The following is a 25696-nucleotide window of genomic DNA, read 5'->3' as shown; positions in this document are numbered from 1 at the left end:
TGGATTGGTTAATTGTAGTATTTTGAGGTAAATAATAGTATGTGTATTTTTAAAGTGTTGATAAATAAATATATGTGTCTATAAATATTATCCAATAAATATTTGTTATTGTACTCATTAAGTAACCTTTTTTTGTTGTAATGCCGTAAAATTATTTGGTATGTTGTATTATCTAAAAAAAATATGGTATGAAAAAAGGTTTACTATTAACCTTTATATTGGCAATACTAGTGTCAATAGAAGGTTTTTCGCAGGGCAGATCAGTTACAGGCAAAGTAGTAACTGCGGCTGACGCAATGCCGTTACCGGGGGTTTCCGTTGTAGTAAAAGGGACCACAATTGGCACAACTACTGACGCAAATGGCGTTTATACACTTAATGTGCCAGCAGGTAATAATGTGTTGGTTTTCAGGTTTATAGGTTATAGGCCTATGGAGCGCTCAATTGGGGCTGATAATGTTGTTAATGTAGCAATGCAGGAAGACACTAAACGCCTAGAAGAGGTTGTGGTAACAGCTATTGGTATTGAGCGTGAAACAAAGGCCTTGGGTTATTCAGTGCAAGAAATAAGCACTGACCAAATTGCAAGAAGCACGCAACCTAGTTTAGCAAACGCAATAAACGGTAAGGTTGCTGGTGTAAATATAACAAGTGCTTCTGGTGCTCCGGGTGCAGGATCCAGAATAGTTATACGTGGTGCAACGTCTATCACTGGCAATAATCAGCCACTATTTGTTGTTGATGGTGTTCCTATTGATAACAGTACCGTCGCGGCTGGTAATCCAACTACAGGTGCAAATGCATTATTATCAGGTGTTGCGAACTCAAATAGAGCAATAGATTTAAATCCAGAAGATATTGAGTCTGTAACTGTGCTGAAGGGGCCTGCTGCTACAGCACTTTATGGCATTCGAGCAGGTAATGGTGCGATAGTTATTACCACTAAGAAAGGAAAAGAAGGAAGAGCGGTAATAAATTATAGTACTACTTATACTCTAGACTATGTAAATAAACTACCTGAATTACAACAAAGGTACTCGCAAGGTGTAGATGGAGAATTTACAGGTACTTTTTCAGGGTTTAATAGCACACTTTCATGGGGTGCACCTTTAGACCAACTACGTTTCAATGGACAACCATATAAGTATGATGTTAATGGCTTTTTAGTGCCCGTAGGATCTCCACAAGCAACTGAGAAACGCGCAATCGCTTATGATAATCTTGATAATTTCTTCGAAACAGGTAAAACCTGGAATAACACCCTAAGTATATCTGGCGGAACAGATAAAGCAGAATATTACGTTTCGCTGGGTAGAACTGATCAGGAAGGTATTGTGCCTAACAGTACCTTTGAGCGTACTTCTATCAGAGTAACGGGTTCAACAAATCTTAATGAGAAGTTCAGAACTTTCGGTTCAGCCAATTATATCAAATCAGGTGGTAGCCGAATTCAACAAGGCTCTAATACTTCTGGTGTTATGTTGGGCTTGCTCCGTGCTCCGATCACTTTTGACTTGTCGGGTGGTTTTGGCGAAGGTGGAGATAAAAATCCTGGCGCCTACGTCTTCCCAGATGGTACACAACGTACTTATCGGGAAGGTGCAGGATACGATAATCCGTTCTGGACAGTAAATAGAAACCCTTTTAATGATGACGTTAATAGGTTAATTGGTTATGTTGGGGGAGACTATAAGTTTAATGATTGGATAAGCGCTACTGCTAGATTGGGTGCTGACTGGTACTCAGACAGACGTTCAGGTGGTTTTGATATTTTCTCAAGAACAGCTCCTGCAGGTCGGGTCGTTGAAGATCAAATTTTTAACAGAGATATAAATTCAGACATCTTAGTAACATTTGATCGGGAAATATCAACTGATTTTGGAGCTAAATTAATTGTAGGTCATAACTACTTCAATACCAAATTTCAGCGTTTATATGCAGAAGGTAATAATATGGCTATCCCGACATTTTATGACCTATCAAACACTTCAAGCCTAGTAACAATTGAAAATACTACGCAAATAGAGCGAACAGCTGTTTATGCGGACCTGTCATTGTCATACAAAGATTATCTTTTCTTAGGCTTTACAGGACGTAATGAGTGGTCTTCTACACTTCCTCCTAATAATCAGTCTTTCTTTTATCCATCTGTTAATTTAGGTTTTGTTTTTTCAGATGCCTTTGATTTAAGAAGTGATGTATTTGACTTTGGTAAAATAAGAGCATCTTATGCTGTTGCTGGTAACGATGCACCGGCTTATGTCTTACAGACTCCATTTGTAAGAACTGATTGGGGCGATGGATGGACCTCAGGGATTCAATTTCCTTTCAGGGGTGTCACAGGTTTTGATTTAACCACACAAGCTGGTAACCCTACGATTAGGCCTGAAAAGAACAAATCTTACGAAGCTGGGGTTGATCTTAGGTTTTTTGATAATAGGTTAGGTTTAGATGCTACCTATTATTATAACAAATCAGAAGATCAAATTATACCTGTTTCAATTTCCGCCGCATCAGGTTTCCTGTCAAGTGTGCTAAATGCAGGAGAAATTGAGAATAAAGGTATTGAAGCAGTCTTACGAGGTACCCCTATAAGAGCAACTGACTTTAACTGGGATGTTATCATAAACTTTACCAGAAACCGAAGCGAGGTTGTATCTCTTTTTCCGGGTGTAGAGACAATTACATTAAATGGATTCACAGGTGTAAGTTCAAGAGCTGTAGTAGGCCAACCATATGGAGTACTTTACGGCGGTACATTTGCTAGAAATGATCAAGGTCAAGTAATTATAGGGGATGATGGCTTTCCACTGGCTTCTGGACGTCAGGAAGTTATTGGTGATCCTAATCCAGACTGGACTGCTGGTATAACAAACTCCTTGACCTGGAAGGGCCTGACACTCTCTGCTTTGTTAGATATTCGTGAAGGTGGTGATATTTGGAATGGTACAGTAGGGGTTATGAACTTTTTTGGTACAAGTAAGAGAACTGAAAGTAGAGGAGAAAGGTTTGTTTTTGAAGGGGTAAGACGTGATGGTACACCAAATACGCAAGAGGTCGTTCTTGATCAAAACTGGTATACAGCTAATGGTGGCGGATTCGGTATTATTGATGAACAATTCATTGAAGACGGTTCTTGGGTAAGACTTAGGGAGTTAACACTTTCATACAACTTGCCTGGACTTTGGTTAAAAAACTCACCAGTAAAAGCAGCAAGTATTGCTTTCAATGCCAGAAACTTATGGCTTAATACTGATTATAGTGGAATAGACCCAGAAAATAACTTAACTGGGCAAAGCAACGGTTTAGGACTTGATTACTTTTCAATGCCTAATACAGAAGGTTATGGATTAACCTTGCGTGTAACATTTTAATAAAGGACTTTAATAGATAGAAATATGAAACTTATCAGTATAACAAAATATATTCTAAGCGGATTTTTGCTGCTCGGCGTAGCATCTTGTGACTTAGAAGAGACTAATATTGATCCGGATGTACCAACAGATGTTCCTGCTCGTTTTATTATTCCGGCTGCTGAAGCTGGATTAGCTTATACCTTAGGCGGAGACTTAGGTCGATATTCCAACGTACTGACACAGCATTTGGCTGGGGTAGGACGTCAGCATCTGGTTATAGGTAGAAATCAAATTACACAAACGGATGTAAATAATGCTTGGCGCTTCAATTTGTATCCGGTAATGCAAAATTTGAGAATTGTAATTGAGAAGGCTCAGGAGACAAACTCACCTCATCAATCAGGAGCGGCTAAAGTTTTACTAGCAAATGCATTGGGAGTTACTACTGATGCATGGGGATCTGTGCCTTTTTCTCAAGCATTTCAGGGTACAGAAAATTTTAAGCCGGCTTATGATCCACAGGAGCAAATATATCAAACTATTCAAAGACTTTTAGATGAAGCTATAAATGAACTAAACGCTGCGCAAAGTACCAATCCAATCGGTACTACAGATTTAATTTATAATGGCGATAGATCTAAATGGATCAAAGCGGCATGGACATTAAAAGCCAGATATCATAATCATTTAAGTGAAGTTAATCCACAACAGTCTGCACAGCAAGCTTTAGCAGCCTTGACCAATGGATTTACAAGTAATGATGATAATATGATTCTTAGATTTGCAGATAGCCAGACAGAAGCTAACCCTTATTACCAATTTAATCAACAAAGAGGTGACGTAGTGATGGCTAAGTATTTTACTGATTTATTAATAAATACTAATGACCCAAGATTAGATAGGTATGTTAAACCGCTGAATGGTAGCTTCCAAGGTGCTAGAGCTGGAGTTGCTGAAACCGGTGCAGATATGGGACCATTCAGGGCTGCGATTGACGCCCCTGTGCCTTTTATTACTTACCCAGAAGCTTTATTTATTAAAGCTGAGGCTCACTTAAGATTAGGAGAAAGAGCACAAGCAGCAGATGCTTATAATATGGCTGTAAAAGCCTCGTTGAGAAACGTAACAGGCACGGATGTTTACCCAGTGTATGTCGCACAAAATGCGAGTGCAACAGCAGCCACAATTAGTTTACAACAAATAATGACCCAAAAGTATATTACGATGTTTGCAACATTTGAAACTTGGGTTGATCTCCGCAGAACAGGCTTGCCTGATGTGCCACCTGTTGCAAATGCATTAGCGCCAAGGCCTCTACGTTTTCCATATCCTGAAAGTGAAAGATTGTTTAATGCTGATAATGTCCCTAATGTGACACCAACAACTCCATTATTCTGGGATAAATAACCAAATTTAAAATTTGATAAGTAAAGTATAAGCCTGCCTCTCGTAGAGGGCAGGCTTATACTTTACTTATCTATGGGAAAACCTTTTAATGAAGTTTCAAGAGTAGTTTTGAAATTTGTACAATAGACTAGATATCAAATTAATTAGATAATATGCTTGATATGGCAATTGTATATTTCGAAACTATTTAGAGTTCAGTTTATAATGTATGCATCAGCTGTTGTTTGCGTTTTCATTGATAATTAAAGGGGCGTGCTATTACACCTGCTGGTGAAAACAGCATAAGAGGGAAAGTTTAGCAAAATTTAGTAGTCCCTACATATGGGCTTTAATTAGCTGAGGTAAAATCTTGGCAAAGCTATGTAATTGATTTTTATGCTGAGATCAAGTGTAATAAATGCCCATTATGCAGATGTTATCCTTGATCGAGATTTGATGATGCTTCTGGGATGTAGATATTCTAAAAGAATCAATGGAACCTGTTTAGGTTCCATTGATTTTTTCTAAATAATTTAAGAAGTATTTTAGTTAACCTACAACATATACTCTGGCCTCCATAGACCTATGTACAGATCCATCTGCAAGGGTAATGGTGAAGTAAAATCTTATAACGTCACCAATCTGTAAATTCCCTAAAGTGGAGTTAGTCAATACGCTTGGTAAAGGTATTGGAATTTCATAAGTTACACTGTTTGCAGGGCCTATAGGAATATTAGAGCCCAAGTTAGGAGCCGATGTTCTGGTAATGTTGGTTGAAGGAGCACGTAGTGTAGCCAATGTAGGTACTGAGGGAGAAACACTAGCCGCAGGTACAGTTCCTCTAAATCGTTGAGCTGCAACTGATATTGCTGTTATTTGTCTCCCCTCTGGGACGCTTATCTGTACAGATACTTTACCTTGTTGTATAGAGTTCTGCTGTATAATAAATGCGTTATCTTCTATTAAAGGTACTCCGTTTGCCTGAACAGCTCCAGGGAAAGTAATTGCTGCTGCTGGTACTGGATCAATGTCCTGTAGTCCATCATAATCATCATCCTTGCAACTCATTGCGAGTAGCACTAGAAAGATAATTGATGTATTTTGGATGAGTTTATTTATATAGTTCATGATTATTTCAGTTTTAGGTTCAAATTATTGTGGCATCCACCAAACAGGTACAATTAACCCAGCTGGGTAATTTTGAATAGGAACATTTTCAGAATTTGATTGTATCTCGGAAAGGACATATGGCCATCTTGTTGGAATTCTGGTTACGCCAGCTTGAGGGTTCTGAGCTAATGCCAAATTCGGAAATCCTGTTCTACGGAAGTCATTGTAAGCTTCGTAAGCATTCCCTGCCGAGGCTACCCATTTGTCTCTAATCAAAATGTTTAATTTACGTTGAGTGTTGGTTGTACTGTTAAACCTTAAAACCCGGGTATTAATATAACTGGTTGCCTGTGTCGCAAAATCAGCTGGTGCAGATGTAACGAAAGTGCGTATGTTGTCAAAATTTAATTGTAAAGCTTGCTGGTATAGATCAGCGGCAACTCCGGGTGTATTTAAGGTTAAAGCTGCTTCAGCTAACCAAAAGTGGACCATTGAAGCTGTAATTAAGCGTATTGGTGCAGCGCCTGCATTGGATATTGTGCCATTTGAGTTAAGTGTGCCATTACCAACAACAAAGAAACCCCATCTTGAGCGATTTGCTATACCCTGAAAAGGAGCTACAGCATTTAATCCATTGTCATAAGCTACAAAATTGTTGCCTGTAGTTGTAACAATAAGTGGTAGCCGAGGGTCATTTGTTGCACGTAAAGAGTCTAAGAATCGTTGACTCAAAATCAAATCATTAGCTCTTGTAAGGTGCGAGTATTGATAAATAGGATTTTGTGAGCCAGCTGAACTGGTAAAAGGAACCGTAAAATTATCAGCATTTGAAGTGATAAGTAAGTTTTCCTGTACCAACTGAGTAATTTGAGCAGCAGAATTCGGGTTTTTAAGTCTACTTTGTAACAAAAGCTTCAGCTTAATTGAATTCGCGGCCCTCTTCCACTTAGTGATATTACCATTATAGATTAAGTCACCATTTGAAGGGGCAAGAGTAGGCGAATTACCTTTATCTAAATTCGCAATCCCTGTGTTAATCTGCGTGATAAGGGCATTATATATTTGCTCTTGCGGGTCATACGTAGGTTTAGGAAACTCATTGAAATTTAATGCCTGCTGGAACGGGATGTCGCCCCATATATCAGTTGTTACCGCCCACACATATGCCTGTAAAATCTGGGCCATGCCTACATGGAAAAAATTATTGTTAGCAGTACCTGTGTTAATTATTTCTTGTAGGTCATCTAGTAGTGTTGCATATGCTAAGTTCCATTCATTATTAAAGTCTGCTGGCGATACATTATATCTGTCATAAGGATCTGTTTGAGTACCTGTGCCAGCCATATGTTGTATCCAAAGAGAACTAACTATCTGGACATTGTTGCCAACATAAAATCCTGTTGCAATTTCTGCTCCTGGAAGTAAGTTCTGAATTGGAGCAGATGGCAAATTGTTAGGGTTAACATTGATGTCAAGATAATCCTCGCATGCTGTGGCAGTTAGCAAAAATGCTGTTAATGCCATGGATTTTATAATTATATATATTTTTTTCATTGTCGTATTAAGTTGAGGTTAGAAGGTGAAGCGTAAGTTTATTCCATAGTTACGTGTTTGTGGAGGTGAGTTAAACTCAAAACCACGGGTGTTACCGCCTAACTGGTTAGACTCAGGGTCTGCATGTGGCAAGTTAGGGGCATAGAAATACAGATTTCTACCAGTTAATGAAATATTCGCAGCACCAAATGGGGTTCTTTCAAGCAATTTTGATGGCAAATCATAGCCCAATGTTATTTCTCTTAATCTAAATACAGTTGCATCAAATACTGCCCACTCAGAGGCATTCTGAAATGCTAACCAGTATTCCTGTGCAGAAATTTGAATGTTATTAGGTATGTTGCTTGGGGTGCCGTCTGGGTTTGCCAAAACGCCTTGGAACATATACGGCCTTTCTCTATCTACTTGTTCCTCTAGGACTCCTCTTAAACGAGCAATTTGTGTTTGTCTTGAGTAAAAATCTCCACCATGAACATACTGGAGTAGTACATTAAGAGATAATCCCTTGTACCCAATTGTATTACCCCAACTTCCCCACCATTCAGCATTCGGATCACCAATAATCTGTGGATTTGGGTCAACAACTGGTACACCACTATTAGGGTTTATTACGAATCTCCCTTGATCATCTCTCAAAAACCTAGTGCCTTGAAGAATCCCAAATGGTTCTCCTGGTACAAGTAGTGGTGATAAACCTGTAAATCCACCACCTCCTGCTCCAGTTGGTAATGGAAACTGCTGAAGACCCGGAGCCAGTGATTTTACCTCAGTTTCAATATCCGTAAAGTTTACAAAACTATCCCATCTAAACCCGTCGGTTATAGAAATAGGAGTGAAATTAAGCGCAACTTCCCAGCCAGAATTATCTATTCGTCCAGCATTACTTGTAAAAGAGGTGAAACCGCTGGAGCCTGGGATTTGGACGTTAAAAATCTGGTCTGTTGTCTTATTGAAGAAGTAATTTACATCTAGAGATGCTCTACCATCAAAAAATCCTAGTTCAACGCCTGCTTCGTACGCAGTCTTGAATTCAGGTTTTAGAAGAATATTACCTAATCGGTTACTTCTGGTGTAAGCACTAACAGTACCATCATATGGGAAAGTTATACCAGCAACGTTATTACCGAGGCTTTGTAACACAAATACAGTATTTGTTAGATAGGGATCAGTATCATTCCCAACTCTAGCATAGTTTGCTCTTAGCTTACCATAACTTAGCACCGAACCAGCTAGGTCGAATGCATCTGTAAACACAAAGCCTAAACTCACTGCCGGATAGAAGTAACTGTTCTCGTCAGTTGGTAATGTTGATGACCAGTCATTTCTACCCTGTAGTTCAAGGAATAGCCAATTTCTGTAGGAAAGGCCTAGCTGAGCGTATGCGCCAATTAGTCTTCTTTTAGAAGATGAGTTAGCAGGAAAAGTTGTAGCATTACTATGATTTGAAAGATTATAAAATTCAGGTACTATAAGATCCTCAGCTCTGATAAATATATTGTCGGTTTTAATTTGATTTATCTGATTGCCTAGTAAGAATCGAAGTTTAATATCCTCTGTTATTTCTTTATTATATTCAGCAAAAACATCCTGGTTAAATTGCTCATAAAAGATATCGTTATAAATCTGGGAGCCTCTTCGGTTTTGCGCTGTGTTACCATTTGAGTTTATGGAGCCTACTGCATATGCTTCTAGTCGTTTGTCAGTATACTGGTCAAGACCAACACGATATGTAAATCTTATGTCTTCAAAAAAGGTTGGCTGCCAGTTAACAGTGGCACTCGTTATGGTTCTATTTACATCACTTTCATAAAAGTTTTCATTGAAAGACCATAATGGATTATCTCTGTTTATTGATGTAAATAAAGAAGGAGCTTGAACACCTGGAGCTAATTTAAATGGTATGTCATTAATTGGGTAGCTCCTCGGTATAAACGGTAGTGTAAACCATGGGCTTGATCCCGAATTACCCTGTTGGGTTCCTTCCTGTTCTGTATTTGAGTAAAGTATTGAGCCATCTATCGAGATGCCATGTGCCAAATTAGCGTTACCTGCAGCTCTAAGGGTAATTCGGTCTAAACCACTATTTGGAATAATGCCTGTCTGATTAGTACTACTACCACTAAACACATATCTAACATTATCTTTACCTCCTGAAAGTTGGAGAGAGTTATCTATAATATGACCTCTGTCAAAAGCATCTTCAACGTTATCTAGATGTGCTTGCCAGGGAATAGAAGTTACGGGGTTGCCTGCAACAAGTGGTACAGTTATGAGTCCGGGTCTGTCAAAACGTGGTCCCCAGTTATCTGTTACTGCTGGATTATAACGCCCTGTGGTGCCCTGACCATAATCATTGTTATACTCAGGTAATCCATAAACTGATTGTGTGCTATAACTTGACGCTACAGTAACTTGGAATTTTTGGTTATCCGCTCCCGCTTTACCACGTTTTGTAGTAATGATGATAGCTCCATTTCCTGCTCTAGATCCATAAAGCGCGGCTGCGGCAGGTCCCTTTAGTACTGTCATAGATTGAATGTCATTTGGATTAAGATCAAGAGCCCGGTTTGAATATGCAGCACCACCAACTGTTGGGCTGGAAGTAAAATTAGTAGAGTTATCAATTGGAATCCCATCTACAACAAAGAGTGGTTGATTATTACCTGTTGCAGAAGAAAGGCCTCTAATAAATACCTGTGTCCCTGAGCCTGGTACACCACTAGAAGAAATAATTTCGACACCAGATACCTTGCCCTGCAAAGCATTTACAACATTAGGCTCGGACTTTTGAGCTACTTGCTCTCCACCTACATCCTGTACAGCATATGCCAATGATCTTTTTTGTCGTTCAATACCTACTGCAGTCACAACAACTTCTTCTAACTGTCTAGCATCTACCTGCATTGTTACATTAATTGTGCTTGCGTTACCTATTGCTCTTTCAACAGTTGAATAGCCAATGAATCGGTATACAAGTGTGTTTCCTGTTGCAGGTACATTAATAGAATAATCGCCATTGGCGCCAGTAGTGGTACCAATAGTTGTACCTTTCACCAAAACAGCTACGCCTGGTAGCCCTTGGCCTGTTTCTTGGTCAGTAACTTTTCCTGTTACTGTTCTGCCTTGTGCTATTACTTGCTGATGAAGCAAAATTAGTATCAGCACAAAACCCAGTAGTAGTAGTCTTTTCATTTGTAGAGTGGGTTATGGTTAAAATATAATACATAAGTGTTTGCAATAGTTTAACATTAACCAGTAGGGTGAGGTGCTGGAATGGCTGCCGATATACAGTGTATAGCCTTAAGTGAGGCTAGGAGGGAATAGGTGCTTTTGAGGTATTACAATATAGTAATTGATTAATAATGTAATACATTTTCACTTTATACGATAAAAATTAATAGCTGTTAGGGTTTTATATAGAATTAAGTATTCAAATATCTGAAATTCAGTGTATTGTGTGTTTTATTTTATAGAGCATAAAGTCATTTATTGTTTAATATCCTTTGCGTGACATATATCAACAATACTGATTAAGAGGTATAGATATGTTAACAGAGGATTATAATGCTTATACATGTTAGAAGAAATGTAAAATTCCAAGCCAATTATTGTTTGAACATTAAACTGGGCACGCTAAAATATTTTTATCCTAACAGTTGCATTTATAGTTAATCCTAAATATTATTGGCTTAAGATTTAAGCCGATTAGCTGATAAGTGTTCTTGAGGAATTGAATTTTACGGCTCTGATCTCCTTTCAATATTTCATTCGTGCCCTGTCTGTTGTATAGCAGAGCATATATTATATCCATATTTTTTTAGTCCGTTGAAGAAAGCTTAAGGCTTTCTATTAGGCTGTTTGGCAAAATGTACAAATGCTCTTTGAGCATTTGTGACGCTATTTTGTCTAAAAATTCAGCCCTTAGCTACATAGTATACTAACCAATTTATTACCTATTATTCACCTTAATTCAAACACTTAAATGAGAAAACTATTACTCATGAGTTTTGTTTTGATGCTCGCCCTGCTAAATCAGGCAGTCGCACAAAGCAAAACCGTGTCTGGTAAAGTAACAGACCAGACTAACGCGCAAGGGCTGCCGGGTGTAGCTGTTGTAGTTAAAGGTACATCTGTAGGTACAACTACAGGTGCAGACGGTACTTATTCAATTAATGTGCCTGCTAACGGAACGGCACTTGTATTCCGTTTTATCGGATACCTGCCTGTTGAAAAGGCAATCGGCAATGCTTCTACTATAAATGTTGCCATGTCTTTGGATAACAAGCAGCTAAGCGAGGTAATCATTACAGGTTATTCAACACAAAAGAAAGAAGAGTTTACAGGTGCTGCGGCCTCTGTAACCGGCGAAGCGATCAAAGACCGTCCTGTACAAAGCTTTGCCCAAGCTTTAACTGGCCAGGCAGCAGGTGTTAACATCGTACAGCCTAACGGTGTATTGAACAACCCTCCGGTTATTCGTATCCGCGGTATCAACTCTATTTCATTAAGCTCTTTCCCATTAATTGTTGTGGATGGTATTCCAATCGCAACTGGGGATGCATCTCCGAATGCTGCAGCTAACAACCCGCTTGGCGATATTAACCCTTCAGACATAGAGTCTATCGACATCTTAAAAGATGCTGCTTCTACTTCTATTTATGGTTCTAGAGCAGCTGCTGGCGTGTTAATTATTACTACTAAAAAAGGTAAATCAGGCAAAGCCAAAGTATCCTATGATGGTTGGGTAGGTTCAGGCGTAGCTACTCGCTTACCAGAAATGATGAACGCGCAGCAGTACGTAGAATACAAAAATGAGGCTGTACGCAATGCTTTATCAGTAAACGCAGCACTTGTACCAACCGCTCAGCGTGATGCAAATGGCGTTAGCTTCTTCCCTGATGGAACAGTAGACACTAAATGGTACGATGAGATCTATCGCCGTTCTGTTTCTCAGAACCATAACATGTCTATCTCTGGAGGTAACGAAAACACATCATACTACTTCTCAGTTGGCGTAACCGATCAGGATGGTTTCATTAAGGCTAACTCATTCAACCGTAAAAACACAAGGTTGAATATTAACCATAAAGTTACTGATTGGTTCAATTTCAGAGGTAATGTTACGTATACCAACTCTATGAACCAGGCCCCTCAAACAGGCTCTCTTCCTGGTTCATCATTTGCTTCTTCTGGTCTTGCGCGTTTAGCATTGGTACTGCCTCCTAACGTTGCTCCTAGAAATGCTGATGGTAGCTATAACATTACAGGTTCTAACACGATCGGACCAGGTAAAAACCTTGCTGCGATCACTTTCCAGAACCCGCTTCCAATTATTGATCTAAATACCAATACATCTGAGAACACCAGATTGATCTCAAATATTGGTGGTGACTTTACATTATTAAAAGGCCTTACTGCTAAGACCACTTTCTCTTACGACAGAGGTAACACCGAAAACATCCTGTTCTGGAACCCGCTACATGGTGATGGTTGGAGCTGGGGTGGTCAAGCTTCTAACAGCGTTTCAAGAAGAGAAAACTGGAACTGGGTAAATACATTGCAGTACCAGACAACTATCGGCGAAAAGCACAACATCAGCTTGCTAGCAGGTACTGACGTTCAGAAAATTAAGGTTGATAGCTGGGGATCTACTCGCCAGACATTGACAGACTTAGGATTTAACGTATTCCAGGCTGGTTACACTACAAACGTAGCTAATGGTAATGGTATTGGTCTAAGAGCTTACGAATCTTATTTATCAAGCATGAGCTATAACTATGGTGGTAAGTACTTCCTGAGCGCTAACTTCCGTAGAGATGGCAACTCTGCTCTGGCTGAGAAGCAGCGTTGGGGTAACTTTGGTGGTGCTTCTGTTGGTTGGGCAATGTCTGAGGAGAACTTCTTCAAGAACAGCTCTCTTGCCAACACAGTATCAAATGTTCGCTTTAAAGGTAGCTGGGGCCGTGTAGGTAATGGTAACCTGCCTAGTGACTTTGGTTCTTATTCACTATTTGGAACAGGCTTATATGGCGATGTTTCAACGCTTGCTTATGCACAGGCTGGTAACGTATTCCTTTCTTGGGAAACTAGTGATCAGACAAACGTTGGCTTAGACCTTGGTTTCCTGAATGGCAGAATTACATTCGAGACTAACTACTACAACAACGATGTAAGCGGTCTTATCCTGGAGGCTCCACAGGCACCATCTAAAGGTATACCTGGTAACAGCATTCTGCAAAACGTTGGCTCTATGTACAACAAAGGTTGGGAATTCTCTCTTGGTGCAACTCCTATTGACAACGGAAAATTCACCTGGAAAACGAACCTTAACCTGACTCTGAACAAAAACGAAGTTACAGCGCTTGCTGGTGGTAATGCACCAATCCCTGGTGTAACGCAGCTTGAGACTGCTAACTTAACAAGAGTTGGTAACTCAGTGGGTAGCCTTTGGGTAGTTAAAACAAACGGCGTTAACCCTCAGAACGGTAGAAGAATCTTCGTGAACAAGAAAGGTGAAGAAGTACAGTACCTGCACGGTGGTGGTGCAAATGCCTGGACTTACCTGGATGGCAGACCTGCCGCTGCGGTATCTGGAGCTGACGCTTCTGTGATGTATAACACGTTACCAACCTGGTACGGTGGTTTCACTAACAACATTACTTACGGTAACTTCGACTTAGGCCTGATCTTTACATACTCTGGTGGTAACTACATTTACAATGGTACACAGGCTGGTTTAAGAGATCAGCGTTTCTGGAACAACCATACTGATGTATTAAGCCGCTGGCAGAAAGAGGGAGACCAGACTAACATCCCTCGTCCGATTTACGGTGATAACGTATCAAACGGTTCTTCATTCCCACTTGACATAAACGTTGAGAAAGGTGACTTCCTGAGATTACAGAACACAGTACTTGGTTACAGACTGCCAACTCAGTTGTTTGGCAAAACCGGTATCTCTTCTTTAAGAGTATATGGCCAGATCGACAATGCATTCCTTCTTACGAAGTATAGCGGTGTTGACCCTGAGATCTCAACAAACGGTAATTCTAACCTTGCTCCTGGCGTAGAGCGTAACACAGTGCCACAAGGCAGAATGTTTACAATGGGTGTTAACCTAGGCTTTTAATCTTTAATTTCATTACCGATGAATATAATTTCAAAATCAAATAAAAAATACTTGTTAAGGCTGGCCTTACTAAGTATTCCTATGGCTCCAATGGTGTCATCTTGCGCAGATGATTTCCTAGAGGCAAAGCCACGTACTTCAGTGTCAGTAGAAAGTGCATTTGATACTCCTGAGCGTGTTGAAGCACAGGCTAATGGACTTTACTCAACTATAAAGTCTGGTGCATTCCTTGGTGGCCGTTACCAGGTATATAATGACATACGTGCAGAAGAGTTTATAAACCGTTTAAATAACGGTGTAACAGGTGCCTGGGCACATGCACATACAATTGGTGGCGACGATACCTATCTGACCAACTTCTGGATCACTGGTTACCTGACTATTAACAGAGCTAACATATTCCTGGAAGGTCTGGATGCAAATGCTTCAAAAATAGACCCTGCTAAGTTACAGCAGTATAAAGGTGAGGCTAAGTTTAACAGGGCATTGTCTTACTTCTCACTTATTCAGATCTATGCAAAGCCTTATGTACTCGATAACGGTGCATCTGCAGGTATCCCATTACGTCTGAAAGGTGAAACTGGTCCTGAGAACAATGGCATGGCTAGAAGCACTGTGGCTCAGATCTACGCTCAGATCATTAAGGATTTGAATGAGGCTGAAGCTGAGTTACCAGCTAACTATGCATCTGCGGCACTTAATACTTCGCGTGCTCACAAAAATACGGCCATTGCACTTAAAACCCGTGTTTACCTGACAATGGGCAACTATGCAAAGGTGATCGAAGAAGGAAATAAGATCGTTTCGGCAAACGCACCATTTACTTCTCCTAACCGTGTAGCGCATGCATTACAAGGAAATATCAGTACTGTGTTTACTAACTACACAACTACTGAATCTATCCTGTCGATGCCAATGACTACCAACAGCGCACCAGGTACTCAGAACCAGTTAGGTTACTATTACAATGGTACACCGAACGGTAACAGAGAGTATTACCTGAATGTAAATACAACTGGTATCACCGGTATTTATACTAACCCACAGTTTAGAGATACTGACGTTCGTAAGTCTACTTTAACAGCTACAATCTCTGGTCAGCGTTATGTGACTAAGTTCAGCGGTGTTACTCCATTCATTGACTGGGTGCCATTGATCCGTTACTCTGAAGTTTTGTTGAACCTTGCTGAAGCTGAAGCTGAGGTAGGTAGCCAGACGCGTGCGATCGCTTTATTGGAAGCTGTGCATAAGCGTTCTGACGCAACCTGGACTTATACTGGTACAACTAAGGCTAACCTGATTACAGCTATTCTTACAGAAAGAAGAATCGAGCTATTAGCAGAAGGCTTTAGAACAAATGATATCATGAGAAGAGGACAGGGTATTCCATCAATTGGTGCAGGTGCTACAATACCTGTTACTGACAGCAGATACATTTGGCCAATCCCAACAAGGGAGTACCAGACTAACCCTCTGCTGTAATATTCTGATTAATAAATTTTTCTCATACATCTATAAAAGCCCGCCGGTACTCCTGGCGGGCTTTTTATTTATACTTGTTACCTTTGCCTTATGCTATTACCAAACTACAGCGGTTATACTCTAGAGGCGGGAGTTGATGAGGCGGGGCGTGGTTGCCTGGCAGGGCCTGTCGTGGCCGCGGCGGTTATACTTCCGGTAAAGTATAGCCATCCTTTGTTAAACGACTCGAAGCAACTGAGCAAAAAGCAACGGGAGGAATTGCGTGGGGTTATACTTCAGGATGCGGTGGCCTGGGCAGTGGGAGAGGCCAGCCCCAAAGAGATTGATGAGATTAACATTCTGAATGCCACTTACCTGGCGATGCACCGGGCAATTGAGGGACTAAAGCAACAGCCGGAATACCTGCTTATCGACGGGAACCGGTTTAAGACCAGCCTGGCAACGCCATATTCGTGCATTGTAAAAGGCGATGGAAAGTACCTCTCTATTGCTGCTGCCTCGGTTTTGGCAAAGACACACCGCGATGAGTATATGTGCAGCCAGGGAGAGGTCAGTAAACTTTATGGATGGGAGCAAAATGCCGGATATCCGACCAAACAGCACCGGGAAGCCATTGCAAAGTATGGCGCAACGCCCTACCACAGGCAGTCGTTTACGCTGCTTTCCAGGCAACTGGAAATCTTTAAATAACCTATTGTAAGAGCGCTTCCTTATTTCATTTTGATCAGGTCAAGGAACAAGCTGAAGCTGTCCAGGGAAGAGTGGCTTTTTTCAAAACTATCAAACGACAAAGGCTTAACTATATAACCGGCTACGTTTAAGCGTTGCGCAGCCATTCTGTCGCTTTCTTCGTTGGAGGTAGTCATAATAAAAACGGGGATGTGACTGAATTCCGGTTCGCGCCTAAGCTCAGTCAGGAACTCAATCCCGTTCATTTTGGGCATGTTAATGTCCAGCAGGATAACGCTTGGGGCCGGTGAAATCTTAGGCACTCCTTCGCCGCGCAGCATACTAAGCGCCTCCCTGCCGTTTCGTGCAACATGCAGTGGGTGCTCAATATTTATCTTCTTAAGTTCGCGTTCCACATTCATAATATCCAGGTAGTCGTCTTCTACTAAAAGGATATTTACTTGCTTGTCAGTCATTTATACTTTATTGAATTGCAATCAAACAAAACTACTAAAATTATACTTCTTACGCCTTACTTTTCGGCCATGTAAACGTAAAGGTCGATCCTTGCCCAGGTATAGAGTCCAGCCAAATGCTGCCTCCCTGCCACTCCACAATTTTCTTCACGATCGTAAGCCCCACACCAGTGCTCTCCACAGCGTCGCGCTCCTGTAAGGTCTGGAAAATTACAAAGATACGGTCATGGTACTCAGGGTCAATGCCAGGGCCGTCGTCCGACACCGAAAACACATGATGGCTCTCGGTTTCGTGATGGCGTACAACTATGAGCCCGTGCTCTTTATCATGATACTTTATCGCATTGCTTATCAGGTTGCTGAAAACCTGCTGCAGCTGTATACGGATGGTAAACAATGTTGGTAAGCTGTCCTGTACATCAAATGTAAATTTGTTTCCCGGCGACAGCATGTCTATTACCTCTACCAGCAGTTCATTCACATCCACATTCTCTTCTACCTGGCCTGTGCGCCCTATGCGTGCCAGGGCAAGTATACCGTTGATCAGGTTCTCCATGCGGTGAACACGCACACGCATCATCATCAGATATTCCTGCACGTTTGGCGGCAACTGGGCACCCATGTCTTCTTCAACCCACCTGGAGGCCACCTCAATGCCACGCAGCGGCGCCTTCAGGTCATGCGACACCACATAGGCAAACTGGTCTAATTCCTTGTTCTTCCTGTCCAGTTCCGTAAACGTCTCATCAATCGTAGACGACATCAGGTTAAGGGAATGCGACAATTGGCTAAGTTCATCCCTGGACGTGTCAATGATCTGCGTCTTGTAATCGCCCTTGGAGATCTGCTCTGCGAGTGTCACCATTTTTACAATGCGCTCTGTAATTAACCGCACAATGTAGTATGCCCAGCTCAAAGCCAGTATCACAGAAAGTATGGTAAGTATAGTGGATACCTGCCTGGTTGTATCTATACTTTGGTTGAGGCGTTGCCTGCGGTCTTCCCGTATCTGGTACTCGTGTGCATTAAACTCCCTGAAAGTCATTCGTATCGAGTCGGTAATGGCTTTCTCGCCAAGTACCAGGCTGTCAATCTTTGTGTAAATATCCGAGTCACCATTCAGGGTGTCGGAGCGCACCATACTTATCAAAGGCTCTGCGTAGTTATCCTGAAAATCTTTCTGCAGCCTGATGATCCTGTTTATCTTTTGGGTTTGTTCCGGAGAGTCTTCGATAAAACGCTTGGTTTCCTCAAACAGACTGGCCAACTGGTCTTTGGCCGCATAGTATGGCTGCAAAAAGGTTTCGTTACCGTTTAGCAGGAAACCACGCAAACCTGTTTCCATGTCAATGATATTACGCTGCAAGGCGGCAGAGTTACGCACCACAATCTGGGAGCGTGTAACCCACTGCGAGTTCTGGATCACATCCTCCGAAAGCTGGAAGTTGACAATGGCAACAGCAGTAAAAAGCACCGAGATCAGGATGAACCCGAGAAATAATTTTACGGATAATTTCATGAATGATACAGACCTGTAAAAGCAAACACTAGCTTCCCGCTGTAAACACAGACGAGCATACAGTTTAAAGCCCTGCTACCCCAACCAGCGGGAGCCCGGGATGAAGAGTCAGCAAGATAATGTAAATTTATACTGGAGGCACAAAAAATGAAATGAATCCTGAGCGGTTAGATAACATGGTTCCTTTGGCTAATAATACGCCTATACTAACGGGGATCATTATATAGAGGTTTGATATTATTCTGGATTGTTATTGTGCTTTCTGAAGAACTTGCTGCATGACCAAAGTATAAGTAGTTGCTGCAACACCTCTTTAAAGCGAGGGTAATTAATTTCGGATGCGGTTGAAATTTAATTAATTTTGCTACTTAAACACTTTGAAACAGCTTTACCGAATGGAACTTAAGAAAATTGCTTTAAATGATGTGCACGAGGCGCTAGGTGCTAAAATGGTGCCTTTTGCCGGATATAACATGCCTGTTCGTTATTCATCAGACCTGGATGAGCATAACACAGTGCGCAATGCGGTGGGTATTTTTGATGTATCGCACATGGGTGAGTTCATGCTGCGCGGCCCGAAGGCCCTGGACCTGATCCAGCGCATCACCTCAAACGATGCCTCTAAGCTAACCGACGGTAAAGTACAGTACTCATGCTTCCCGAACGAAGAGGGCGGTATCGTGGACGACCTGCTGGTGTACCGTTTAGGTGAAGAGGAGTATATGCTGGTGGTAAATGCCTCCAACATAGAAAAGGACTGGGCATGGGTGAACAAGTATAACACCGAAGGCGTGGAGTTGGAGAATATTTCCGATGAGATGTCGCTTTTTGCGGTGCAAGGCCCGAAAGCTGCTGAAGCCCTGCAGTCGCTTACTAAAATAGACCTGGCCAGCATGGTATACTATACTTTCGATAAAGGTGAGTTTGCCGGCGTGCAGGACGTGATCGTATCGGCTACGGGTTATACTGGCTCTGGGGGTTTCGAGATCTATGTGAAGAACGAAGATGCCAAGCAGGTATTTGAGGCGATCATGGAGGCAGGAAAAGCGTATGGCATCAAGCCGATCGGGTTGGGTGCCCGCGATACACTGCGCCTGGAGATGGGTTTCTGCCTGTACGGTAACGATATCAACGACACCACTTCTCCGCTGGAGGCTGGCCTGGGCTGGATCACGAAGTTTGACAAAGACTTTACCAACGCTGCCAACCTGAAAGCACAGAAAGAGGCTGGTGTGACACGCAAGCTGATAGGCTTCGAGATGCTGGAAAAAGCCATCCCGAGAGCACACTACGAGATCGTGAATGCAGAAGGAGAGCAGATAGGCGAGGTTACATCAGGCACAATGTCCCCGTCTATGGGCAAAGGCATTGGCATGGGTTATGTAACTTCTGAGCACAGCAAGCCAGGCACAGAGATTTTTGTTCGCGTGCGTAACAAAGACATGAAAGCCCAGGTGGTAAAACTACCAATCCTGAAGAAATAAGTTTAAGACTCAAGACGTAAGACACAAGATGAAAGACAGGGAAAAAGTCTTATATCTTGTGTCTTACGTCTAAAATCTAGTAAAAATGCCAAGTATAGATGTATGCTACAGTCCGGAGCTGTTGCACTTGTATGATTTGAAAGGGAAGGCTGTGGTGGCAGTGGACATACTGCGTGCAACCTCTACTATGGTAACTGCTTTTGCCCATGGCGCTACGGATATTTTCCCGGTTATGAAACTGGAAGAGTGCCAGGCCTATGCCGCGCAAGGCTGCCTGATAGCTGCTGAGCGCGACGGCGTAAAGGCAGAAGGGTTTGACCTGGGCAATTCGCCGTTTGCATACATGAACGGAAATGTACAGGGCAAGACCATCGCCATTACAACCACTAACGGTACGCGGGCCATTCGTATGTCGGAGGAGGCTGATGAGATTGTGGTGGGTGCATTCCTGAACCTGCAGGCGGTGGCAAACCACTTGCAGGACCTGCAGCTGGACGTATTGGTTGTGTGTGCAGGCTGGAAAGGCAAGTTTAACCTGGAGGACACCTTGTATGCCGGTGCTTTGGTAGAACGCCTGCAGCATACTTTCGCTTTTGAGAACGATGCTACGCTAGCATCTTTATACTTGTACCAGGCAGCAAAACAGGATATGCTGGCTTTCCTGCGCCAGTCGTCGCATGTGCGCCGCCTAGAGAACCTGGAAATTCACAAGGATATCGAGTTCTGCCTGCAGCACGATGTTTACAATACCTTACCGGTTTGGAAGCATGATAGGTTAGTAGACTTAGCCGTTAAAAATGAGATGGCATAGATGCTCAAAAACTCAAGTATAAAAAGAGAAGGCCACCCATCTAGGTGGCCTTCTCTTTTTATACTTGTTGTAGCTTACCAGCCAGGTGCGAAATTAAGTCCGAAGTTAGCCAGTTTTAAGCCGTTTTTCTCCAGTGGGATGGCATAGAACGGCTCGATTACCATGTACCCGAACAGGTTGACCCGCACCGATGCACCTGCGCTAACAAGGGGTTTGGGAGTGCCGGAGGCAGGAGTGAAGCCCCAGTTTTCCGTTGTTGAAGTGCCTGGACTCCAGGCCATACCTGCATCCACAAACAGGTTAAGGTCTGAGAACAGAAAGCCGGACTTTATCATGGCCAGGCGCTCCGGCCCTGTAAAAGGTATCCGGATCTCGGCGTTTGCCACTGCTATGCGGTTACCATACAGATTCTCGAATGAAACGTTGCTATAGCCATACTGCTGGCTCTTATTGAAGTATCCGTTGCCATAGCCACGCACAAAAGTAGGGTGCGCGATAGAAAGTGGACCAAGCCTGCCATTATCGGCATCTCCGCCGAAGCGCGTTTGATGCATCGCCCTGAACGCAATCGAGAATGGTTTTACATAGAAGTATTGCCTGTAGTCTGCAATACCGGTCCAGAAATTGAACTCACCAAAGTAACGTTCCGCATGTAACCTGAAGCGACGTCCGGCTAGCGGCGAAGTTAAACCAAAAGTAGAGTTGTCGCCAACGTATGCGGCATACACCTGCTCAAAATGGAACGGATCGGGGGCATCTAGCTTTTCATCTTCCGTTCTGATATAAAAGCCGTCTTTGTAATAGTTGTTGAACTGGTCTATGCGGTAACTGTAGCGCGAAACACCACCACCGAACTCCAGCCTGCGGGTAGTGCTGAAGATGTAATTACCGATCAGGTTAAACGACTGCTGGAAGGTACGGATCTGCTGCAGAATGACATTGTCAACGAGCATCTTGTTCTCCCCAACCTGCAAGGAGTCCTGGACATAACCCATGCGGCCGGAAAGGAAAGGCACATGGCCGACCTGTGCACCCAGCCTAAACCTGCCTACCTGTCTCAGGTATGCCACCTGCGCACCAAAGTCATATATCTGCCCGTTCAGTGCTGCGGCCGCAAACAACTGGTTTGTTCCCAGCACATCACTAAAGAGCATGTTAATACCGCCGTTCATGCCAGAGCCATAAGGCCCGGTGCTGACACCCACGCCCACACCGGCTGTATTGCTGATATGGTCCAATTTAAACTCTGGTTTATAAGGTTTCTCAGAAACATAGTCTGAGTTTATACTTGTTGCAGTGGTGCTGGCTGCTTTTTCCAGGTTTGGCGCAACAAGTGGTTGGTTTCGCTGTATAGGAGGCAGAGTGCCTGCATATGCATTCAGTTCGTTTCTCTTCACATCCTTGCCGACAAACTGGGCCAACGGAGCCGCATAGATGCTGTAGTTGCCTTTATCATAATGTGAGTAAACCACTGTGGCGGCATCCCGGGCAACCGACATGGCCGGCGAAAAAGCTGTGATGCCACTGATGCCGGTAACGAAGTTTGTCAGTTGCTCCACACGCTCTGCTTCCGGGTTGTAGCGGTACATATTGCGGTAACCGTCCCTGTCGGATAAGAAAAGTATACTTCCGGCTGGTTCGTAAACCGGGTTCAGGTTGTTGGCACCTGCAAATACATCGGCAACTTTTACATCGCCTGTGCCTATCGTAAGCTCAGCCAGGTTGTAGTTTAGCCTATTAGATTCCTGACCGGCAGCTGGCCTGTCTGTTGCGAACACCAGTTTGGCACCTTCTCCGGACCAGCTTGGCATAAGGTCGCTGTAAGCATCGTTGGTAAGGCGGGTTACTTTCTTGCTGCGAAGGTCATACAAGTATAAATCGCTTTGCATCTCAACCAGTCCCGAAACAACTATACTTTGCCCGTCCGGCGACCAGGCAGGGTAGGCAAATGCGTCCACGCCTGGTATCCTCAGGTTTTCGATAATCTTTCCGCGCGCCACATCCACAATCGCCAGTTTGTTAATTCCCTGCTCAAACACCACAAAGGCAAAACGGTCACCGTAAGGCGAAAAGGTACCCGCCGATTCCATAAAGCTAAAGTTATCCAGATGCTCGTTTCGGGTGAGGCTGGCCAGTTGTTTTACTACCTTACCGGTAGTAGCATCGGCCAAGTATAAATCCAGCCCCAGCACATTCTGGTCCGACATATAGGCGATGAACTTACCATTCGGGCTTAAAACGGGGCTAATGTTAAGCCGGCCAGCATTTTGATCGTAAATCAGTTTGTTGCCAGTGGCCAGGGTGTCAGCGCCGTTGATATAGGGTTGGTAATAATCCTGAAGCTTGGTCTTCCACATATTGCCCAGTGTTTCAGCATCTACTTTAAGCACGTCTTTTATGGCGTTTTCGTAGCCATACTTTGCCGTGTTCCGGAACAAAGGCTCAATTACCTGGTCGCCCCAGGTGCCGGCCACAAACGACCAGAAAGCCTGTCCCCAGCGGTAAGGGAAGTACTGTGGTTTACGGGTAAGGTCTTTTAGCGAAGGAATGTCTTTGTGCAGCACGGCATCGCGCATCCACATGGCCGTATTAGGGTCGTAGTGGCCGATGGACATGTACTCTGCCAGGCCCTCTACCATCCACAAAGGCAGGTTGCGCATCGAGTTAAGCGATAAGGAGTCGCCGGTGCGCATCATATTATACTGGAAGGCGTGTACCAGCTCATGGCCCAATACATAGTCTGTCTGCTTGTTGGAAAGCGTAATTGGCATCACCACCCTGTTCTTAAGCCCCTCTGTTACACCACCCGTGCCCACGCCTATAGCTCCGCTGATAGCGGTTGTTTGCTGAAAATCAGCGTGGTTTTTATAGATGATCATTGGGTTTGGATTGGCGATGGTATCTTTTAACACCGACTGGTGAAGTGTATACCACCGTTCAGAGTCTTCTATGATCCTGAGGGCATCCTGTTTGTTGTCGAAGTAGTGATAGAGTTTGAAATTCGGGCTCTCCATCACCTTGAACTTGAATTTCTTGTAAGCCGGTTTGTTCCGACCAAAATACTGCGCCTGTGCTACTGTGGTTATGAGCAGCAATAAGCAAAGCAGGCTAAAGCGTGCTAAGTTCTGTGCCATAGGTAAAGCTGTTAAGAAACGGTGCTGCAAACTTGCCCCACTTTGATAACGCTGTTGCCAGGCCTCCTTGTATAATCAGTATAGGAACGGTGAAGCTATCTGTCGCAGTATCCGTGAGTTACGAAAGATAATTTGTGCTCTCGTAGTGCAAATATTTTGCCAAAACTGGGTGTGAAGGAGCCAGATTGGAGGGTGAAGCAATAGTTTTAAGCAGTGGAAGGTGTATAGTGTTTATCCTATGTTATTTAGTTAGGTGTGCTTTTGCTGGTTTGCATTAATTAAGCCGGAGAGGAAGAGTTTATACTTACTTTAGCTTTTCGTTTTGCTTGTGGCGTTGGCTGTCGCGGTTCGTTTTTTTCTCCAGATTTTTCTGTAGCGCCTCCGTCAGGTTAATGCCGGTTTGGTTTGCCAGGCAGATCAGCACAAAAAGCACATCGGCCAGTTCATCGGAAAGCTGCTTGCCTTCGTCGCTTTTCTTGAATGATTGCTCGCCGTACTGCCTTGAGATGATACGTGCTACTTCGCCTACTTCCTCGGTAAGTATAGCCATGTTGGTGAGCTCGTTAAAATAACGTACACCGTTTTCTTTTATCCACTTGTCAACTATGGCTTGTGCTTCTGCTATGGTCATAAGGCTCTTTGTTAAAATTACTTGCCAAATTTAACCACAAAATCCACGTAAGGAATGCCAATAGGTATACTTTCTGCAATTTCAGAGTTGTTAATAAAGGCCAGGTCCACGGTAATTTTTTCTCCCATAGTCCGGATGCCATAGGAAATAACTCCTTTGAAGGATGTGTTTGGCACAAGCCAGTTTTCGGTGACTAAGGCTACTTTTCGTGCAATGCGCCGCATCCCGCTAAATGTTATAACAGTAAGATTATCTGTAGAGCTACCCAAAAATCCATATCCTACCCCCAGGGTGGCATTGTTGTCCATGTTGCCATACGTTAAAATACCGTAGCCCAGACCAACCCCGTCAAAGTCGCTGTCAAATGAACTGGGGTTTAGGTATAGCAACCCCGCCCCGGCACGCACTTTTTCGCTGATAGGCACAGTATACTTTGGCGTGATAAAAAAAGCAGGTTGTCCTGTAAAGGTTGATATGAGCTCAAATCCGGCTCCTATCGTAAACCTGTCGGTTACGCCATAGTTAAAAGAGTTTAGCACAAGGTATGTATTCTGGAAATAAGCTTCGCCTTTGCGCAGGCTGTATGCCGAAGGCGAGAAAAGGTAACGGGTGGCGTTCGGGTTCTCGAACCAGTACTCTCCGTTTTTGAAATTTCGTTCGTCCAGCACCTTATAGCTTTTTACCTTGCTCATGGGTATGGTTACCTCGCCAGCAATATCAGTTAGCAGGCGTATACCTGCTTCATTCTGGCCAAGGAATATGCCTTGTAGTACCGTGCCGTCAGTAGTCTCAACGAGCCAGCGCTGGCGGGTGGGTTGCTGGGTTTGGGTGCTATCTGTCTGGGCCTGTGCCAAGGCGCAAACGCCAACTGAAAACCAGGCAAGTATGAAAAAACTCAGCCTTAGTATAAATGACTTGCCGTTCATAGTTTAGTGTGTAAAACAACAGCAAGTAT

General features: G+C 43.1%; 15 protein-coding genes. 7 read left to right on the top strand and 8 right to left on the bottom strand.

Going from position 1 to position 25696, the window contains the following annotated elements:
* The first annotated feature begins 188 nt into the window (after nucleotides 1-188).
* Nucleotides 189-3374, top strand: a complete 3186-nt coding sequence (locus tag AC4BAP_RS04050; protein ID WP_490581341.1) for a SusC/RagA family TonB-linked outer membrane protein — start codon at nucleotides 189-191, stop codon at nucleotides 3372-3374.
* Nucleotides 3375-3398: 24 nt separating this feature from the next.
* Nucleotides 3399-4763 carry a SusD/RagB family nutrient-binding outer membrane lipoprotein gene (locus AC4BAP_RS04045; protein ID WP_490581340.1) on the top strand — a complete coding sequence of 455 codons (1365 nt, stop codon included), beginning with the start codon at nucleotides 3399-3401 and terminating at the stop codon, nucleotides 4761-4763.
* Nucleotides 4764-5291: 528 nt separating this feature from the next.
* Here the strand turns inward: AC4BAP_RS04045 and AC4BAP_RS04040 are convergent.
* Genes AC4BAP_RS04040 through AC4BAP_RS04030 form a run of 3 tightly spaced genes read right to left on the bottom strand, consistent with a single transcriptional unit; the run spans nucleotide 5292 to nucleotide 10598 of the window.
* Complete coding sequence (locus tag AC4BAP_RS04040; protein ID WP_490581339.1) at nucleotides 5292-5870, bottom strand: hypothetical protein; 579 nt, start codon at nucleotides 5868-5870, stop codon at nucleotides 5292-5294.
* A 24-nt stretch (nucleotides 5871-5894) separates the two neighbouring features.
* Nucleotides 5895-7406, bottom strand: a complete 1512-nt coding sequence (locus AC4BAP_RS04035; protein ID WP_490581338.1) for a SusD/RagB family nutrient-binding outer membrane lipoprotein — start codon at nucleotides 7404-7406, stop codon at nucleotides 5895-5897.
* An 18-nt stretch (nucleotides 7407-7424) separates the two neighbouring features.
* Entirely contained in the window at nucleotides 7425-10598 is a 3174-nt protein-coding gene (locus tag AC4BAP_RS04030) for a SusC/RagA family TonB-linked outer membrane protein (protein WP_490581337.1), read from the bottom strand.
* Between the two features lie 790 nt (nucleotides 10599-11388).
* Here AC4BAP_RS04030 and AC4BAP_RS04025 point away from each other — a divergent pair.
* From AC4BAP_RS04025 to rnhB, 3 genes are all read left to right on the top strand, one after another.
* Nucleotides 11389-14535, top strand: a complete 3147-nt coding sequence (locus AC4BAP_RS04025) for a SusC/RagA family TonB-linked outer membrane protein (RefSeq protein ID WP_490581336.1) — start codon at nucleotides 11389-11391, stop codon at nucleotides 14533-14535.
* An 81-nt stretch (nucleotides 14536-14616) separates the two neighbouring features.
* Nucleotides 14617-16017 (top strand): RagB/SusD family nutrient uptake outer membrane protein, encoded by a 1401-nt coding sequence (locus tag AC4BAP_RS04020; protein WP_490581335.1) that lies wholly within the window; start codon nucleotides 14617-14619, stop codon nucleotides 16015-16017.
* Nucleotides 16018-16107: 90 nt separating this feature from the next.
* Nucleotides 16108-16707, top strand: coding sequence for a ribonuclease HII (gene rnhB / locus AC4BAP_RS04015; RefSeq protein WP_490581334.1), 600 nt, complete (start codon nucleotides 16108-16110; stop codon nucleotides 16705-16707).
* A gap of 20 nt (nucleotides 16708-16727) precedes the next feature.
* Here rnhB and AC4BAP_RS04010 read toward each other — a convergent pair whose 3' ends face one another.
* The gene (locus AC4BAP_RS04010; RefSeq protein WP_490581333.1) at nucleotides 16728-17162 is read right to left on the bottom strand and encodes a response regulator; all 435 of its coding nucleotides are present in this window, start codon (nucleotides 17160-17162) and stop codon (nucleotides 16728-16730) included.
* 49 nt (nucleotides 17163-17211) lie between these two features.
* Complete coding sequence (locus tag AC4BAP_RS04005; protein WP_490581332.1) at nucleotides 17212-18681, bottom strand: sensor histidine kinase; 1470 nt, start codon at nucleotides 18679-18681, stop codon at nucleotides 17212-17214.
* 395 nt (nucleotides 18682-19076) lie between these two features.
* On the opposite strand from AC4BAP_RS04005, the gene gcvT reads away from it, so the two are divergent.
* Both gcvT and AC4BAP_RS03995 read left to right on the top strand, forming a co-directional pair.
* Entirely contained in the window at nucleotides 19077-20165 is a 1089-nt protein-coding gene (gcvT, locus tag AC4BAP_RS04000; RefSeq protein WP_490581331.1) for a glycine cleavage system aminomethyltransferase GcvT, read from the top strand.
* Nucleotides 20166-20250: 85 nt separating this feature from the next.
* Complete coding sequence (locus AC4BAP_RS03995; RefSeq protein ID WP_490581330.1) at nucleotides 20251-20976, top strand: 2-phosphosulfolactate phosphatase; 726 nt, start codon at nucleotides 20251-20253, stop codon at nucleotides 20974-20976.
* Between the two features lie 74 nt (nucleotides 20977-21050).
* Here AC4BAP_RS03995 and AC4BAP_RS03990 read toward each other — a convergent pair whose 3' ends face one another.
* The 3 genes from AC4BAP_RS03990 to AC4BAP_RS03980 form a co-directional block, all read right to left on the bottom strand.
* Complete coding sequence (locus AC4BAP_RS03990; RefSeq protein ID WP_490581329.1) at nucleotides 21051-24110, bottom strand: tolB protein precursor; 3060 nt, start codon at nucleotides 24108-24110, stop codon at nucleotides 21051-21053.
* Nucleotides 24111-24414: 304 nt separating this feature from the next.
* Complete coding sequence (locus tag AC4BAP_RS03985; RefSeq protein ID WP_490581328.1) at nucleotides 24415-24741, bottom strand: nucleotide pyrophosphohydrolase; 327 nt, start codon at nucleotides 24739-24741, stop codon at nucleotides 24415-24417.
* Between the two features lie 17 nt (nucleotides 24742-24758).
* Nucleotides 24759-25667: a hypothetical protein gene (locus AC4BAP_RS03980; RefSeq protein ID WP_490581327.1), complete on the bottom strand. Its 909-nt coding sequence runs from the start codon at nucleotides 25665-25667 to the stop codon at nucleotides 24759-24761.
* Nucleotides 25668-25696 lie beyond the last annotated feature (29 nt).

It is taken from the genome of Pontibacter sp. GD7 (assembly GCF_058216375.1).
This window is presented reverse-complemented; position numbering and strand designations above follow the sequence as displayed.